Origin of the sequence: Polymorphospora sp. A560, from assembly GCF_045781765.1 — a bacterium.
Lineage (GTDB): Bacteria > Actinomycetota > Actinomycetes > Mycobacteriales > Micromonosporaceae > Polymorphospora > Polymorphospora lycopeni.
In genome coordinates this window covers 2,221,848-2,236,889 of record NZ_CP122282.1, presented here as the reverse complement: position 1 = coordinate 2,236,889, position 15,042 = coordinate 2,221,848, and the positions used below count along the sequence as shown (strand labels likewise).

13 protein-coding genes are annotated in these 15,042 nt (G+C 71.1%); 5 read left to right on the top strand and 8 right to left on the bottom strand.

Annotated elements, in window-relative coordinates; all coding sequences use genetic code 11:
• Positions 1 to 16: 16 nt before the first annotated feature.
• Genes sufC through QCD66_RS10160 form a run of 5 tightly spaced genes read right to left on the bottom strand, consistent with a single transcriptional unit; the run spans position 17 to position 4,469 of the window.
• A complete protein-coding gene (gene sufC, locus QCD66_RS10180) occupies positions 17 to 787 on the bottom strand; it encodes a Fe-S cluster assembly ATPase SufC (RefSeq protein ID WP_212820745.1) in 771 nt (256 codons plus the stop codon).
• Complete coding sequence (locus QCD66_RS10175; RefSeq protein ID WP_357539652.1) at positions 784 to 1,122, bottom strand: non-heme iron oxygenase ferredoxin subunit; 339 nt, start codon at positions 1,120 to 1,122, stop codon at positions 784 to 786. Before QCD66_RS10175 ends, sufC begins: the two co-directional genes overlap by 4 nt.
• The gene (sufD, locus tag QCD66_RS10170) at positions 1,122 to 2,264 is read right to left on the bottom strand and encodes a Fe-S cluster assembly protein SufD (protein WP_364215299.1); all 1,143 of its coding nucleotides are present in this window, start codon (positions 2,262 to 2,264) and stop codon (positions 1,122 to 1,124) included. The genes QCD66_RS10175 and sufD overlap by 1 nt, the downstream gene beginning before the upstream one ends.
• Positions 2,265 to 2,310: 46 nt before the next feature.
• On the bottom strand, positions 2,311 to 3,744 hold the full coding sequence (sufB, locus tag QCD66_RS10165; protein WP_357539656.1) for a Fe-S cluster assembly protein SufB: 1,434 nt from the start codon (positions 3,742 to 3,744) through the stop codon (positions 2,311 to 2,313).
• Positions 3,741 to 4,469, bottom strand: coding sequence for a metalloregulator ArsR/SmtB family transcription factor (locus QCD66_RS10160; protein WP_364215610.1), 729 nt, complete (start codon positions 4,467 to 4,469; stop codon positions 3,741 to 3,743). The genes sufB and QCD66_RS10160 overlap by 4 nt, the downstream gene beginning before the upstream one ends.
• Before the next feature lie 160 nt (positions 4,470 to 4,629).
• Between QCD66_RS10160 and QCD66_RS10155 the strand changes: the two genes are divergently transcribed.
• A complete protein-coding gene (locus QCD66_RS10155; RefSeq protein WP_375735885.1) occupies positions 4,630 to 5,601 on the top strand; it encodes a heme A synthase in 972 nt (323 codons plus the stop codon).
• A 181-nt stretch (positions 5,602 to 5,782) separates the two neighbouring features.
• Here the strand turns inward: QCD66_RS10155 and QCD66_RS10150 are convergent, their stop codons facing one another.
• From QCD66_RS10150 to QCD66_RS10140, 3 genes are all read right to left on the bottom strand, one after another.
• A complete protein-coding gene (locus tag QCD66_RS10150; RefSeq protein ID WP_375735886.1) occupies positions 5,783 to 6,694 on the bottom strand; it encodes a hypothetical protein in 912 nt (303 codons plus the stop codon).
• Positions 6,695 to 6,699: 5 nt separating this feature from the next.
• Complete coding sequence (locus QCD66_RS10145) at positions 6,700 to 7,026, bottom strand: hypothetical protein (RefSeq protein ID WP_364215308.1); 327 nt, start codon at positions 7,024 to 7,026, stop codon at positions 6,700 to 6,702.
• A gap of 231 nt (positions 7,027 to 7,257) precedes the next feature.
• The gene (locus tag QCD66_RS10140) at positions 7,258 to 8,250 is read right to left on the bottom strand and encodes a heme o synthase (RefSeq protein WP_375735887.1); all 993 of its coding nucleotides are present in this window, start codon (positions 8,248 to 8,250) and stop codon (positions 7,258 to 7,260) included.
• Between the two features lie 270 nt (positions 8,251 to 8,520).
• Here QCD66_RS10140 and tkt point away from each other — a divergent pair, with 270 nt between their 5' ends.
• The 4 genes from tkt to zwf are packed head-to-tail and all read left to right on the top strand — an operon-like array spanning position 8,521 to position 14,981.
• On the top strand, positions 8,521 to 10,659 hold the full coding sequence (tkt, locus tag QCD66_RS10135; RefSeq protein ID WP_375735888.1) for a transketolase: 2,139 nt from the start codon (positions 8,521 to 8,523) through the stop codon (positions 10,657 to 10,659).
• Positions 10,660 to 10,669: 10 nt separating this feature from the next.
• On the top strand, positions 10,670 to 11,818 hold the full coding sequence (tal, locus tag QCD66_RS10130; RefSeq protein ID WP_364215314.1) for a transaldolase: 1,149 nt from the start codon (positions 10,670 to 10,672) through the stop codon (positions 11,816 to 11,818).
• Entirely contained in the window at positions 11,815 to 13,458 is a 1,644-nt protein-coding gene (locus QCD66_RS10125) for a glucose-6-phosphate isomerase (protein WP_375735889.1), read from the top strand. Before tal ends, QCD66_RS10125 begins: the two co-directional genes overlap by 4 nt.
• A 2-nt stretch (positions 13,459 to 13,460) precedes the next feature.
• Positions 13,461 to 14,981, top strand: a complete 1,521-nt coding sequence (gene zwf, locus QCD66_RS10120; protein WP_375735890.1) for a glucose-6-phosphate dehydrogenase — start codon at positions 13,461 to 13,463, stop codon at positions 14,979 to 14,981.
• Positions 14,982 to 15,042: the final 61 nt, after the last annotated feature.

Here is a 15,042-nt window from a genome sequence, read left to right as displayed (position 1 = left end):
TCTCGCGGACCGGCGCTCAGGCCGCCGCGCCGGCGCCGGCGACGTAGCGCTCGTAGCCTTCGGCCTCGAGCTTCTCGGCCAGCTCCGGGCCGCCCTCCTCGACGATCCGGCCGGCGACGAAGACGTGCACGAAGTCCGGCTTGATGTAGCGCAGGATCCGGGTGTAGTGCGTGATCAGCAGCAGGCCGGTGTCACCGGTCGACCGCACCCGGTTGACGCCCTCGCTGACCACCCGCAGGGCGTCGATGTCGAGGCCGGAGTCGGTCTCGTCGAGGATCGCCACCTTCGGCTTGAGGAGTTCGAGCTGCACGATCTCGTGCCGCTTCTTCTCGCCGCCGGAGAAGCCCTCGTTGACGTTGCGCTGGGCGAACGACGGGTCCATCTGCAGGCGCTCCATGGCGCCACGCAGCTCACCGGCCCAGGTGCGCAGCTTCGGCGCCTCGCCGTCGACCGCGGTCTTCGCCGTACGCAGGAAGTTGGCGACCGAGACGCCGGGCACCTCGACCGGGTACTGCATGGCCAGGAAGAGGCCGGCGCGGGCCCGCTCGTCGACGGTCATCGCCAGGACGTCGTCGCCGTCGAGGGTCACCGTGCCGCCGGTGATCTCGTACTTGGGGTGGCCGGCGATCGAGTAGGCCAGCGTCGACTTGCCGGACCCGTTCGGGCCCATGATGGCGTGGGTCTCCCCCGCCTTCACGGTCAGGTTCACCCCGGCCAGGATCGGCTTCAGCTCGCCCTCGGGCAGCTTGACCGACACCTGCAGGTCACGAATCTCCAGAACGCTCATGGTGCCGTTACTCCATTGGTGGGCGTGAGACTGACGTAGATGTCGCCGTCGCGTACGTCGACGGGATAGACGGGTACGGGTTCGGTGGCGGGCAGCCCGGTGGGCTCGCCGGTACGCAGGTCGAAGCGCGAGCCGTGCAGCCAGCACTCGATCGTGCAGCCGTCGATCTCCCCCTCGGACAGCGCGACCGCGGCGTGCGAGCACTCGTCGTACACCGCGTGGAACTCGCCGTCCTCGGTGTGCACGACGGCGATCTCGGTGCCGTCGACGTCGGCGCGTACGGCGCTGGCCTTCGGAATGTCCTCGACGGCGCAGATCCGGATGAAGTCCGACATCAGGCTCCCGCCCGCGCCAGCCGGTCCTCGATCGCCTGGCCGAGCCGCTCGCGCAGCTCCTCGACCGGGATCTTGTTGATCAGCTCGGCGAAGAAGCCGCGGACCACGAGCTTGCGGGCCTCGGCCTCCGGAATGCCCCGGGCCATCAGGTAGAACAGGTGCTCGTCGTCGAACCGGCCGGTCGCGCTGGCGTGTCCGGCACCGGCCACCTCACCGGTCTCGATCTCCAGGTTGGGCACCGAGTCGGCCCGCGCCCCGTCGGTGAGCAGCAGGTTCCGGTTGATCTCGTACGTCTCGGTGCCGGTCGCCTCGGCCTGGATCAGCACGTCGCCGACCCAGACGGTGTGCGCCCCGTCGCCCTGCAACGCCCCGCGGTAGCCCACGTCGCTGCGGCAGTCGGGCACCGTGTGGTCGACCAGCTGCCGGTGCTCCAGGTGCTGGCCGGCGTCGGCGAAGTAGAGGCCGTACAGCTCGGCCTCACCGCCGCGACCGGTGTATTCGACGCTGGTGAACTGCCGGACCAGGTCGCCGCCGAGGGTCACCTGCACGTGCGTCACCCGCGCGTCGCGGCCGAGCCGGACCTTGACGTGCTGGGCCTGGACCGAGTCGGCGGCCCAGTCGGTGACCGTCACCAGGGTGAGCTTCGCCCCGTCGGCGACCGCCACCTCGACGTTGTCGGCCAGCGTCGCCGAACCGACGTGCTCCAGCACGAGCGTGACCTCGGCGAACCGGCCGACCTCGACGAACGTGTGCCCGAAGGCGACGCCTTCGGCGCCGCCGCCGACCACCTTGACCAGTGCCGGCTCGGTGACGACCGCGTCGGCGTCGACGGTGACCAGCAGCGCCTGACCGGCGCCGCCGTGGGCGAGCGCGCTGATCCGGTCGAACGGTGTCAGCACGCTGCCGATCCGCGGGTCGGTCCGGTCGACGGTGGACACGCCGACCCCCGCCGGCAACTGGCCGTACTCGTGCTCGACCTTCACGGTCGCCGCCGGCACCCCGGTGGCCAGGCCGCGCAGGCGCTTGAGCGGCGTGAACCGCCACTCCTCCTCCAGGCCGGTCAGGGCCGGGAAGTCCGCGACGTCGTACGAACGCAGCGCCTGCGACTTGGTCTTGGGCGGCGCGATGGCTTCGGTTGTCATCTCGTCCTTGGTCTCGTCTCGCGAAAGGTGACCGGTGCGGGCGGCGTCAGCCGACCGCGCCCTCCATCTGCAGCTCGATCAGACGGTTGAGCTCCAGGGCGTATTCCATCGGCAGTTCCTTGGCGATCGGCTCGATGAAGCCACGCACGATCATCGCCATCGCCTCGTCCTCGCTCAGGCCACGGCTCATCAGGTAGAAGAGCTGGTCGTCGCTGACCTTGGAGACGGTCGCCTCGTGTCCCATCGCCACGTCGTCCTCGCGGATGTCGACGTAGGGGTAGGTGTCGGACCGGGAGATGGTGTCGACCAGGAGCGCGTCGCACTTCACCGTCGACCGGCTGTGGTGCGAGCCCTCCAGGACCTGGATCAGACCCCGGTACGACGTGCGGCCACCGCCGCGGGCGATCGACTTGGACACGATCGTGCTGGAGGTGTGCGGGGCGGCGTGCACCATCTTGGCGCCGGCGTCCTGGTGCTGGCCCTCGCCGGCCATCGCCACGGAAAGCACCTCGCCCTTGGCGTGCGGGCCGGTCATGTAGACGGCGGGGTACTTCATGGTCACCTTGGACCCGATGTTGCCGTCGATCCACTCCATGGTCGCGCCCTCGTGGCAGACCGCCCGCTTGGTGACCAGGTTGTAGACGTTGTTCGACCAGTTCTGGATGGTCGTGTAACGGCAGCGGGCGTTCTTCTTCACGATGATCTCGACGACCGCGCTGTGCAGCGAGTCGGACGAGTAGATCGGCGCGGTGCAGCCCTCGACGTAGTGCACGTAGGCACCCTCGTCGACGATGATCAGGGTCCGCTCGAACTGGCCCATGTTCTCGGTGTTGATCCGGAAGTACGCCTGCAGCGGGATCTCGACGTGCACGCCCTTCGGCACGTAGATGAACGAGCCGCCGGACCACACCGAGGTGTTCAGCGCGGCGAACTTGTTGTCGCCGACCGGGATCACGGTGCCGAAGTATTCCTTGAAGATGTCCTCGTGCTCCTTGAGTGCGGTGTCGGTGTCGAGGAACACCACACCCTGCTCCTCGAGGTCCTCGCGGATCTTGTGGTAGACGACCTCGGACTCGTACTGCGCCGCGACACCGGCGACCAGGCGCTGCTTCTCGGCCTCGGGGATGCCCAGCCGGTCGTACGTCGCCTTGATGTCCTCGGGCAGGTCCTCCCAGCTGGCGGCCTGCTTCTCGGTGGAGCGGACGAAGTACTTGATGTTGTCGAAGTCGATGCCGGACAGGTCGGCGCCCCAGTGCGGCATCGGCTTGCGGCCGAAGAGCCGAAGCCCCTTCAGGCGCAGGTCGAGCATCCAGGCGGGCTCGTTCTTCTTGGCGGAGATGTCACGCACCACCGCCTCGTTGAGGCCACGCTGGGCGGATGCCCCGGCCACGTCGGAGTCGGCCCAGCCGTATTCGTACTTGCCCAGGGCGGCGAGGTGCTCCTCCTGGGTGACGACGGGCTGGACGATCTGCTCGGTCATCTATCTGTCCTCACAGGGTTGGCAGTGGTGTGCGGTCCACCCGGCTGGGCCGGGATGTGCGTCGTGCACACCCCGTCGCCGTGGGCGATCGTGGCAAGGCGCTGCACGTGGGAACCGATCAGGCGGGAGATGACCGCGGTCTCGGCCTCGCACAACTGGGGAAACTCGGCGGCCACATGGGCCACCGGGCAGTGGTGCTGGCACAACTGGCCGCCCGAGGCGATCGTGGACGCGTTGGCAGCGTAGCCCTCGGCGGTCAGCACCGTGGCGAGGGCCTCGGCCCGGGCCAGCGGGTCGTCGCCGGCGTCCTCCATCGCCGTGCGGCAGCGTGCCTCCAGGTCGGCGACCTGCTCGGCGGCGAACGAGTCGACGGCCTCGGCGCCGCCGGTGCGGGCGATCCAGCGCAGCGCCGCGGTGGCCATCCCGTCGTAGGTGTGCCGGCCGCAACGCAGCCGCGCCGCGTCGGTCAGCACGAAGACCTTGGCCGGGCGGCCCCGGCCCCGGTGCCCGCGCACCGACTGCTCGCGGGCGACGACGTCGCCGTCGGCGAGCAGGGCGTCGAGGTGCCGGCGGATCGCGGCCGGGCTGAGCCCCAGCTCGGCGCCGAGCTGGGCGGCAGTGGCCGCGCCGTGGGCCAGCAGGAGCTGGAGGACCCGGTCGCGGGTGCGCCCGTCGGCGGTCGGCGCGGATGCGGCGGCGCCGGCGGCCGGCTCGGCCGTCGGGATGTGCGCCCCTGAGGCGCTCGCGGACACCGCCACCGCGTTTTTCACAACGGCAACGTTACGTAATTCGCCCCGGACCCGCAACCGACTGCCGGTGATCCACACCACCCTGGCCACCGGGCCGCGCGGAGGACCGAAAACTACAGAACGTAGGATTGCCGCCGTGACCCAATCCGCCCGGTTTACGGTGCGCCCGTCGCTGGTCCGGCGGATCGCGCTGGCCTCGATCATCGCCAACGTCGGAATCGTCGTCACCGGCGGGGCCGTCCGGCTGACCGCGTCGGGGCTCGGCTGCCCGACCTGGCCACGCTGCACCGACGAGTCGTACGTCTCCACCGCCGAGATGGGCATCCACGGCGTCATCGAGTTCGGCAACCGGCTGCTCAGCTTCGCGGTCGGCTTCGTGGCCCTGGCCGCGCTGATCGCCGTGCTGCTGCACCGGCCGCGCCGGCGCTCGCTGGTGCTGCTCGCCCTGGCCGTGCTCGTCGGCATCGTCGTACAGGCGGTCATCGGCGGCATCACCGTGCACACCGACCTGCACCCGATGATCGTCGGCATCCACTTCGTGGGCTCGATGGCGCTGCTGGTGCTGACGTACGCGCTGTGGCGGCGGATCGGCGAGTCCGACGGGCCGAAGGTACGCACCGTACCCGGGCCGATGTACGCGCTGGTCTGGATCACCACGGCGGTCAGCGCCGCGGTGATCGTGATCGGCACGCTGGTCACCGGCAGCGGACCGCACGCCGGCGACGCCGACGCGCAACGCAACGGCCTGGACCCGGAGACGATCTCGCAGGTCCACGCCGACCTGGTGTTCCTGCTCATCGGCCTCACGGTGGCGCTGTGGCTGGCCCTGAAGGCCGTCGGCGCCCCGCCGGGGGCCGTCCGGGCGGCCGCGATGCTGCTGGTCGTCGAACTCGCGCAGGGTGTGCTCGGCTTCGTGCAGTACCTCACCGACCTGCCGGTGCTGCTGGTCGGACTACACATGCTCGGGGCCTGCCTGGTCTGGCTGGCCACCCTGGCGGTGCTCTGGTCGACCCGGGAACGCCCGCCGGTCGGGCCGGTCACCGCCCCGCCGGTCGGCCCCGGCGACCCGGCGGCCCGGGCCGACCGGGAACTCGCACCGGCCGGCTGACCGGCCCTCCCGGTACACGGGCGCGGCCGGTCGCTCCGATGGCGCGTCAACCCCGGCCGCCACCCCCGCGCCCTTCGTGACGTGGCGGTGGTGATCGTCAGCTGTTCCGCCGTGGTCCGTACGGCGGGTCGAGCTGCTGGGCAGCAGAGGATCACAGCTGCCCAGCCGGTCAGCCGGCCGGTCAGCCCAGCCGGCCGACGACCGCGTCGGCGAAGCGCTCGGCGGCGCCGTCGGCGTACGGGAAGAACAGCGACGGCTCGGTCAGCTCCAACTCGACCAGCAGCGGGCTGCCGTCGGCGTCGGGAATCAGGTCGACCCGGGCGTAGAGCAGCCGGTCCGGCCCACCCGGCACCAGGTCGAGCACCCGGGCGGCGACGGCCAGTTCGGCCGCGGTGGCGGTACGCGCCGAGATCTTCTCCTCCTTGTACAGCTCGTCGCCGCCGAGGTCGGGTCCGGTCAGCATCGCCCCCTTGCGGATGCTGTGGCTGAACGTGAGCCCGTCCGGCCCGTTCAGGAACACCAGTGCCGCCTCACCGACCGTGTCGACCGCCGACAGGTAGGGCTGCACCATGGTGAGCCGTCCGGCCGCGCCGAGGCGGGCGGCGTGCGCCGCCGCGAGCCGCCGGTGCTCGGCGTCGCCGAGCAGGTAGCGGCCGGTGTCCCGGCTGCCGGCGCTGACCGCCGGCTTGACGACGTATTCCCCGGTGGACGGGGGCGACCAGGTGTCGGCGGGTTCCAGCCAGGTGGTGGCGACCACCGGTGCCCCACCGGCGGCCAGCTCGCGCAGGTAGCGCTTGTCGGTGTTCCAGGCCACGACGTCGGCCGGGTTGGCCAGTCCGGGCACGGTGGCCGCCCAGGCGACGAACTCGTCGCGGCGCGCGACGTAGTCCCACGGCGAACGCAGTACGGCGAGGCCGTAGCCGGCCCAGTCGACGTCGGCGTCCCAGGACACCATGTCGACGGCCACGCCCCGCCGGACCAGGGCGTCGTACGCCGGGCGGTCGTCGGGGTCCAGGTCGGGAAGTTCGGCGCAGGTGACGAAGGCGACCCGGGGGTCCCGGGCCGCCTTCAGCGGAGTATCAGATTGGATCATGGTCCCTAGCGTGACATGGCCCGGCGGCCCATCGAACGCCACAGGTCGTTGCTGGGGCGCATCTGGTCCATCAGCTCCCGCTCCCACTCGTTCTCCACCTCGACGCCAGCGGTCGCGCACGCCTGCCGGGCGACATTCGTGTCGGTGGCGAACTGGTCCCCCCAGACCCCGTCCTGCCCCACCAGCACGATCCGTGCCCCGCGCTTGCCCACGTACTCGATGACCGCCTTCGCCCCGCCGTGCTCGGCGACGAATGACTTCAAACCGGTGACGAGGCCCGCGGGGGTCTGGATCGGAGCGGTCGTCAGGGTCGTATCGGAACCATCTGCCATGACGCGAGCGTAAGCAGACCGGCAACGACACGCGCAGAAACGAGGCGGTGTTTGTGATGCCCATTACCTCGATGTTTAGGACGCCACGCCGCTATTCTGGGTGGATTTTTCGTGACAAACCGGTTGATACCGAGTGACCAAAACGGGCACTGATTAACTCGTGTCACATGTTGGACAAGCGGGCGGAACAATCAGGCGGTTCAGCGCCGGACAGTGGCAGAACGGACAACCTCAGAGCAGGGCGTCGAGGGCCACCGCGATGAACAACACCGTCAGGTAGGTCGTCGACCAGTGGAACAGCCGCATCGGCCGCAACGGCTCGCCCCGCCGGGAACGACCGACCAGGCGGTGCGCCTCGAGCAGGAAGATGCCGCCGAGCACCACCGCGGTCGCGCCGTAGATCGGCGACATCCCGAGCGGCCAGACGACCAGTGAGGCGGCCACGGTGAGCCAGGAGAAGAGCAGGATCTCGGCGTTGACCCGGCGGGCCGAGGCGACCACCGGCAGCATCGGGATGCTGGCCCGCGCGTAGTCGTCCTTGTATTTGATGGCCAGGGCGTAGAAGTGCGGCATCTGCCAGAAGAACACCACCGCGAACAGCGCCCACGCCGCCGGCGACAGCGACCCGGTCACCGCCGCCCAGCCGATCAGCACCGGCGCCGACCCGCACACCCCGCCCCAGAACGTGTTCATCGGCGTGGTGCGCTTGAGCCACATCGTGTAGACGAGGTCGTAGTAGGCGATCGCGCCGAGCGTCAGCAGCGTCGCCAGCCAGTTGGTGAAGACCGCCATGATCGTCACCGACACCGCGGCGAGCACCAGCCCGAAGACCAGCGCCTGCTTCGGCGCCACCACGTGGGTCGGCAGCGGCCGGCGCTTCGTCCGCCGCATCAGCTGGTCGATGTCCCGGTCGATGTAGCAGTTGAGCGCGTTGGCCGCGCCCGCCGCGAGCGAGCCGCCGACCAGCACGACGGCGACCAGCCACAGCGACGGCAGGCCACCGGCCGCCAGCATCATCGCCGGCACGGTGGTCACCAGGAGCAGTTCGACGATGCGGGGCTTGGTCAGCGAGACGTACGCCCGGACCACCCCGGCGACGTCGCGGCCCCGCGCCCGACCGGCGGGAGTGCCGTCGACGGCCGCCCCCTCCCCCGTGACCGGCCCGGCGCCGATCTGGGCACCAGACGCCCTACCGTGGACAGGGCGCTCGGTGATCATGCTCACGGATTGCCACCTTCCGGCATCGGCGCGGGAGTTCGGGGCGGCGGGGTGACCCGCAAGGTCACCGTGCCGACCGACAGCGTACGCGCCACCGTTTGCGCAGCTTGGGCCACCCGGTATAGGTGCGGCCGGTCACACCGTGTTAGGGCGTGTCGCGGCGGCGCGGCCCGCCCCGACGCGCCGGACAGGCGAGTTCGGCGTACGGATGTTTAGCCTCGCTCGATAGGGTCACGAAAGAGGGTTCCGCCCACCTGCCGAGGAGCACAAATCATCGTGGCTGCCAACCGATCCGAGCCTGCCCCACTCAACTGGTCCGAGCTGGACCGCCGGGCCGTCGACACCGCGCGGGTGTTGGCCGTCGACGCCGTCGAGAAATCCGGCAACGGCCACCCGGGCACGGCGATGAGCCTGGCACCCGTCGCATACCTGCTGTTCAACCGCGTCATGCGGCACAACCCGGCCGATCCGCACTGGGCGGGCCGGGACCGGTTCGTGCTGTCGGCCGGCCATTCCAGCCTCACCCTCTACGTCCAGCTCTTCCTCAACGGCTTCGGGCTCGGCCTGGAGGACCTCCAGTCGCTTCGGCAGTGGGGCTCGCTGACCCCCGGTCACCCCGAGCACGGCCACACCAACGGCGTCGAGACCACCACCGGTCCGCTCGGGCAGGGCGTCGGGAACGCGGTCGGCATGGCGATGGCGGCCCGCCGCGAACGCGGCCTGTTCGACCCCGACGCCCCGGCCGGGCAGTCCCTCTTCGACCACCACATCTGGTGCATCGCCTCCGACGGCGACATCGAGGAGGGCATCAGCCACGAGGCGAGCGCCCTCGCCGCCCACCAGCAGCTCGGCAACCTCGTCCTGATCTACGACGACAACGAGATCTCGATCGAGGACGACACCCGGATCGCCAAGAGCGAGGACGTCGCCGCCCGCTACGCGGCGTACGGCTGGCACGTGCAGACCGTCGACTGGCGGCGCGGCGACGCCGACCAGGACGACTACCACGAGGACGTCGAGGCGCTGTACGCCGCGCTGCTGGCCGCCAAGGCCGACACCGACCGGCCGTCGTTCATCGCGCTGCGCACCATCATCGGCTGGCCGGCTCCCAACAAGCGGAACACCGGCAAGATCCACGGATCGGCGCTCGGCGCCGACGAGGTCGCCGCCACCAAGAAGCTGCTCGGCTTCGACCCGGCGCAGACCTTCGCCGTCGACGACAAGGTGCTCGCCCACGCCCGCGAGGCCCTCGACCGCGGCCGGGCCGCCGCCGCGAAGTGGCAGACCGAATTCGACGCCTGGAAGGAGGCCGACGCCGAGCGGGCCGCGCTCTACCAGCGGATGTCGACGCGTACGCTGCCGGCGGGCTGGACCGACGCGCTGCCGGCGTGGCCGGCGGACGCCAAGCCGATCGCCACCCGGGCCGCCTCCGGCCAGGTCCTCAACGCCCTCGCCCCGGTGCTGCCCGAGCTGTGGGGCGGCTCCGCCGACCTGGCGGAGAGCAACAACACCACCATGAAGGGCGAGCCGTCGTTCGTGCCGGCCGAGCACGCGACCAGGGAGTTCCCCGGCAACCCGTACGGCCGCACCCTGCACTTCGGCATCCGTGAGCACGCCATGGGCGCCATCCTCAACGGCATCACGCTGCACGGCGGCACCCGCCCCTACGGCGGCACCTTCCTGGTGTTCAGCGACTACATGCGCCCCGCCGTCCGGCTCGCGGCGCTGATGAAGCTGCCGGTCGTCTACGTCTGGACCCACGACTCGATCGGCCTGGGCGAGGACGGCCCGACCCACCAGCCGGTGGAGCACCTGTCGGCGCTGCGCGCGATCCCCGGCCTCGACGTGGTCCGCCCCGCCGACGCCAACGAGACCGCCTGGGCCTGGCGGCAGGCTCTCGAACACACCGACCGTCCCACCGCCCTCGCCCTCACCAGGCAGAACCTGCCGGTGCTGGACCGCACGTCGCTCGCCGGGCCGGAGGGAACCGCCAAGGGCGGCTACGTCCTGGCCGACGCGTCGAACGCCCAGCCCCAGGTCATCCTGATCGGCACCGGCTCCGAGGTCGAGCTCTGTCTCGCCGCCCGCGAGCGGCTGGAGGCCGACGGCACCCCGACCCGGGTCGTGTCGATGCCGTGCCAGGAGTGGTTCCGGGCCCAGGACGAGGCCTACCGGGAGTCGGTCCTGCCCCGCGGGGTAAAGGCACGGGTGAGCGTGGAGGCCGGGATCGCCATGTCGTGGCGGGACCTGGTCGGCGACTGCGGTGAAACGGTCAGCCTGGAGCACTACGGGGCGAGCGCGCCGTACAAGGTGCTCTACGAGCAGTTCGGGTTCACCGCCGACAACGTCGTCGCGGCCGCCCACGCGTCGCTGACCCGGGTGGGCGCCATCACCGGCACCACCACCGGCAACTGAGGGGACTGTCATGACGGACCGGCTTGCTGAACTCACCGCCACGGGCGTGGCGATCTGGCTCGACGACCTCTCCCGCAACCGGCTCAGCTCCGGGGGGCTGGACCAGCTCCGGCGCGAGAAGCATGTGGTCGGGGTCACCACCAATCCGACGATCTTCGCCAAGGCACTGGGCGACGCCGACGAGTACAACTGGCAACTGCACGACCTGGCCACCCGCGGCGTGACGGTCGAGGAGGCCGCCCGCATGCTCACCACGTACGACGTGCGGTGGGCGTGCGACGTGATGCGCCCGTCGTACGACGCGACGAACGGCGTCGACGGCCGGGTGTCGATCGAGGTGGACCCGCGGCTGGCGCACGAGACGGACAAGACCGTCGCCGAGGCCAAGGCGCTGTGGTGGCTGGTCGACCGGCCCAACCTGTTCATCAAGATCCCGGCGACCGCCGCGGGCCTGCCGGCGATCACCGCGACCCTGGCCGAGGGGATCAGCGTCAACGTCACGCTGATCTTCTCGCTCGAGCGGTACGCCGAGGTGATGGACGCCTTCCTCGCCGGCCTGGAGCAGGCGAAGGCCAACGGCCACGACCTGGCCAAGATCGGCTCGGTGGCGTCGTTCTTCGTCTCCCGGGTCGACACCGAAGTGGACAAGAGGCTCGACAAGCTCGGCTCCGACGAGGCCAAGGCGCTGAAGGGCAAGGCCGCGATCGCCAACGCCCAACTCGCCTACCAGCGCTACAGCGAGGTCTTCTCCTCGGCCCGCTGGCAGGCGCTCGCCGACGCCGGCGCGCACCCGCAGCGTCCGCTCTGGGCCTCCACGTCGACGAAGAACCCCGACTTCCGCGATGTCATCTACGTCGAGGAACTCATCGCCCCGGGCACCGTCAACACCATGCCCGAAGCCGTCATCCACGCGTACGCCGACCACGGCGAGACCCGCGGCGACACCGTCACCGGCGCCTACGACGACGCCCGCGGCGTGCTCGACGCGCTCACCGCGAACGGCATCGACCTCGCCGACGTGGTCGCCGTACTCGAACGCGAGGGCGTGGAGAAGTTCGAGGCCAGCTGGAACGAACTGCTCGACGGCGTACGCAAGTCGCTGGACTCGGCGGCGCAGGGCGCGGCCACCCCCAACAAGGCAGCCGGAGGCAACTCGTGAGTGATCTGCTGGACGGTGGCGTCGAGGCGGCGGCGGGGCTCGCCGTCTACGGCGCCGACGCGGTCGACAAGGAGGCGCCCGCCTCCACCCGGGCCGCGCTGGTCGCCGACGGCGTACCGGGCAAGCTCGCCGCCAAGGACCCCACGCTGTGGGGCCCGGAGGCCGAGGAGGAGGCGAAGATCCGCCTCGGCTGGATCGACACCTTCAAGCGCAGCCGGGAACTGCTCCCCCAGCTCGCCGAACTACGCGCGGAACTGGGCGACCTCGACCACGTCGTACTCGCCGGGATGGGCGGGTCGTCGCTGGCGCCCGAGGTCATCGCCCGCACCCTGGGCAGGTCGCTGACCGTCCTCGACACCACCGACCCGCACCAGGTCGGCGCCGCGCTGCGCGAGCGCCTGGACCGCACCGTCGTGGTCGTCGCCAGCAAGTCCGGCTCCACGGTGGAGACCGACAGCCACCGGCGCGCCTACTGGCAGGCGTTCCTCGACGCCGGCCTGACCGAGGCCGAGGCCGGCCGGCACTTCGTCGTCGTCACCGACCCCGGCTCGCCGCTGGAGGCGACCGCGGCGCAGATGGGCGCCCACGTCGTCCTCGCCGACCCCGAGGTCGGCGGCCGCTACTCGGCGCTGACCGCCTTCGGCCTGGTCCCGTCGGCGCTGGCCGGGGTCGCCGTCGCCGACCTGCTCGACGAGGCCGACGAGTTCGCCCGCTCGCTGGCCGGCGACACCGACAACCCCGGCCTCGCCCTCGGCGCGGCACTCGGCACCGCCGCCACCGTCGGCCGCGACAAGGTCGCGCTGGTCTCCGACGGCACCGGCATCGAAGGACTCGGTGACTGGATCGAGCAACTCGTCGCCGAGTCGACCGGCAAGAGCGGCATCGGCATCCTGCCGGTCGTCGTCGAGGCCCCGGAGAGCCCGGGCGCCACCGGCGACGACGTACTCACCGTCACCACCGGCGGCGCCTGCCCGCCCGGCACCGTGCCCGGCGGCGGCGTACGCCCGCACCTGGCCGTCAACGGCCCGCTCGGCGCCCAGTTCCTGGCCTGGGAGTACGCCACCGCGGTCGCCGGCCGGGTGCTCGGCATCGACCCGTTCGACCAGCCGAACGTCACCGAGTCCAAGGACAACACCAACCGGCTGCTCGCCGCCGGCCTGCCCACCGAGACGCCCGCGTTCAGCGAGGGCGCCGTCGAGGTGTACGGCGGCACCGGCGGCACCCTCGCCGAGGTGCTGCGCGGGCTGGTCGACGGCGTCGTCGGCGACGGCTACCTCGCCGTGATGGCCTACCTCGACCGGTTCGGCGACGCCGCCGCGGCCGACGTACGCCCGCTGCTCGCCGCCGCGTCCGGCCGGCCGGTCACCTTCGGCTGGGGACCCCGGTTCCTGCACTCCACCGGGCAGTACCACAAGGGTGGGCCGCAGGTCGGGTCGTACCTCCAGATCACCGGTGCGGTCACCGACGACCTGCCGGTGCCGGGCAAGCCGTACAGCTTCGGGACGTTGCAGGCGGCGCAGGCCGCCGGCGACCGGGAGGCCCTCGCCGGCCGCGACCGGCCGCTCGTCCGGCTGCACCTGACCGACCGGGCCGCCGGCGTGGCGCAGCTCCTCGACGCCGTTCGTAACCTGCGGGGCTGACAATGGCCGGCGTGAACCCGCTACGTGATCCGCAGGATCGGCGGCTGCCGCGGATCCCCGAACCATGTGCGCTGGTCATCTTCGGGGTGACCGGCGACCTGTCCCGTAAGAAGCTCCTCCCGGCGGTCTACGACCTGGCCAACCGCGGCCTGCTGCCGCCCGGCTTCGTGGTCGCCGGCTTCGCCCGCCGCGACTGGGGCGACGGCGACTTCGAGTCGATGGCATACGAGTCGGCGAAGAAGCACGCCCGGACCCCGTGGCGGGAGGAGGTGTGGGCCCGGCTCGTCGGCAACATCAAGTTCGTCGGCGGGTCGTTCGACGACGACGCCGCGTTCGACCACCTCGTCGAAACCCTCGACGAGCTGCGCGAGACGCACGGCATCCCGGGCAACGCGGCGTTCTACTTCTCCATCCCGCCGGCCGCGTTCCCGGTCGTGCTCAAGCAGCTCGCCCGCACCGGCCTGGCCGACAACGCCAAGTCCGGCGGCTGGCGGCGGGTCGTGGTGGAGAAGCCGTTCGGGTTCGACCTGCCGTCGGCGAAGGCCCTCAACGACCTGGTCGACGACGTCTTCACCCGCGACGACGTCTTCCGGATCGACCACTACCTGGGCAAGGAGACGGTGCAGAACATCCTTGCGCTGCGCTTCGCCAACAACCTCTTCGAGCCGCTGTGGAACTCCCGGCACGTCGACTCGGTGCAGATCACCATGGCCGAGGACGTCGGGATCGGCACCCGGGCCGGGTTCTACGACACCGCGGGTGCCGCCCGCGACGTGCTCCAGAACCACCTGCTCCAGCTGCTGGCCCTGGTCGCGATGGAGGAGCCGACCAGCTTCGACGCCGCCGAGATCAGGACCGAGAAGCTGAAGGTGCTGAAGGCGATCGCGCTGCCCGAGGACGTCGCCACCGGCACCGTACGCGGCCAGTACCTGCCCGGCTGGGTCGCCGGTGAACGGGCCGTCGGCTACCTCGACGAGAACGACGTGCCGAAGGACTCCACCACCGAGACGTACGTCGCGGTACGGCTCGGCATCCAGAACCGGCGCTGGGCCGGGGTGCCGTTCTACATCCGGTGCGGCAAGCGGCTCCCCCGCCGCGTCACCGAGGTCGCCATCATGTTCAAGAAGGCGCCCCACCTGCCGTTCAACCCGGCCGACGTCGAACTGCTCGGGCACAACCAGCTCGTCATCCGGGTCCAGCCCGACGAGGGTGTCGTGCTCAAGTTCGGTTCCAAGGTGCCGGGCACCACGATGGAGCTGCGCGACATCGCCATGGACTTCCAGTACGGCGAGGCGTTCACCGAACAGAGCCCGGAGGCGTACGAGCGGCTGGTGCTCGACGTGCTGATCGGCGACCGCACCCTGTTCCCGGACGCCGCCGAGGTCGAGCAGAGCTGGGCCGTGGTCGACCCGCTGGAGCAGGCGTGGGAGGGCAAGCCGGAGCCGTACCGGTCCGGCGAGTGGGGGCCGCGGGCCGCCGACGAGATGCTGGCCCGCGACGGCCGGTCCTGGCGGCGGGCATGACCGGCCGGGCGTCGGACGTGACCGGGCCGGTGTCGGGCGTGACCGAGGCGACCTGGAGGAA

Bases quoted from the DNA above. Each gene is read 5' to 3' on its own strand.
- sufC (WP_212820745.1), bottom strand. From the start codon at position 787: ATGAGCGTTCTGGAGATTCGTGACCTGCAGGTGTCGGTCAAGCTGCCC.
- QCD66_RS10175 (WP_357539652.1), bottom strand. From the start codon at position 1,122: ATGTCGGACTTCATCCGGATCTGCGCCGTCGAGGACATTCCGAAGGCC.
- sufD (WP_364215299.1), bottom strand. From the start codon at position 2,264: ATGACAACCGAAGCCATCGCGCCGCCCAAGACCAAGTCGCAGGCGCTG.
- sufB (WP_357539656.1), bottom strand. From the start codon at position 3,744: ATGACCGAGCAGATCGTCCAGCCCGTCGTCACCCAGGAGGAGCACCTC.
- QCD66_RS10150 (WP_375735886.1), bottom strand. From the start codon at position 6,694: ATGATCCAATCTGATACTCCGCTGAAGGCGGCCCGGGACCCCCGGGTC.
- QCD66_RS10145 (WP_364215308.1), bottom strand. From the start codon at position 7,026: ATGGCAGATGGTTCCGATACGACCCTGACGACCGCTCCGATCCAGACC.
- tal (WP_364215314.1), top strand. From the start codon at position 10,670: ATGACGGACCGGCTTGCTGAACTCACCGCCACGGGCGTGGCGATCTGG.
- zwf (WP_375735890.1), top strand. From the start codon at position 13,461: ATGGCCGGCGTGAACCCGCTACGTGATCCGCAGGATCGGCGGCTGCCG.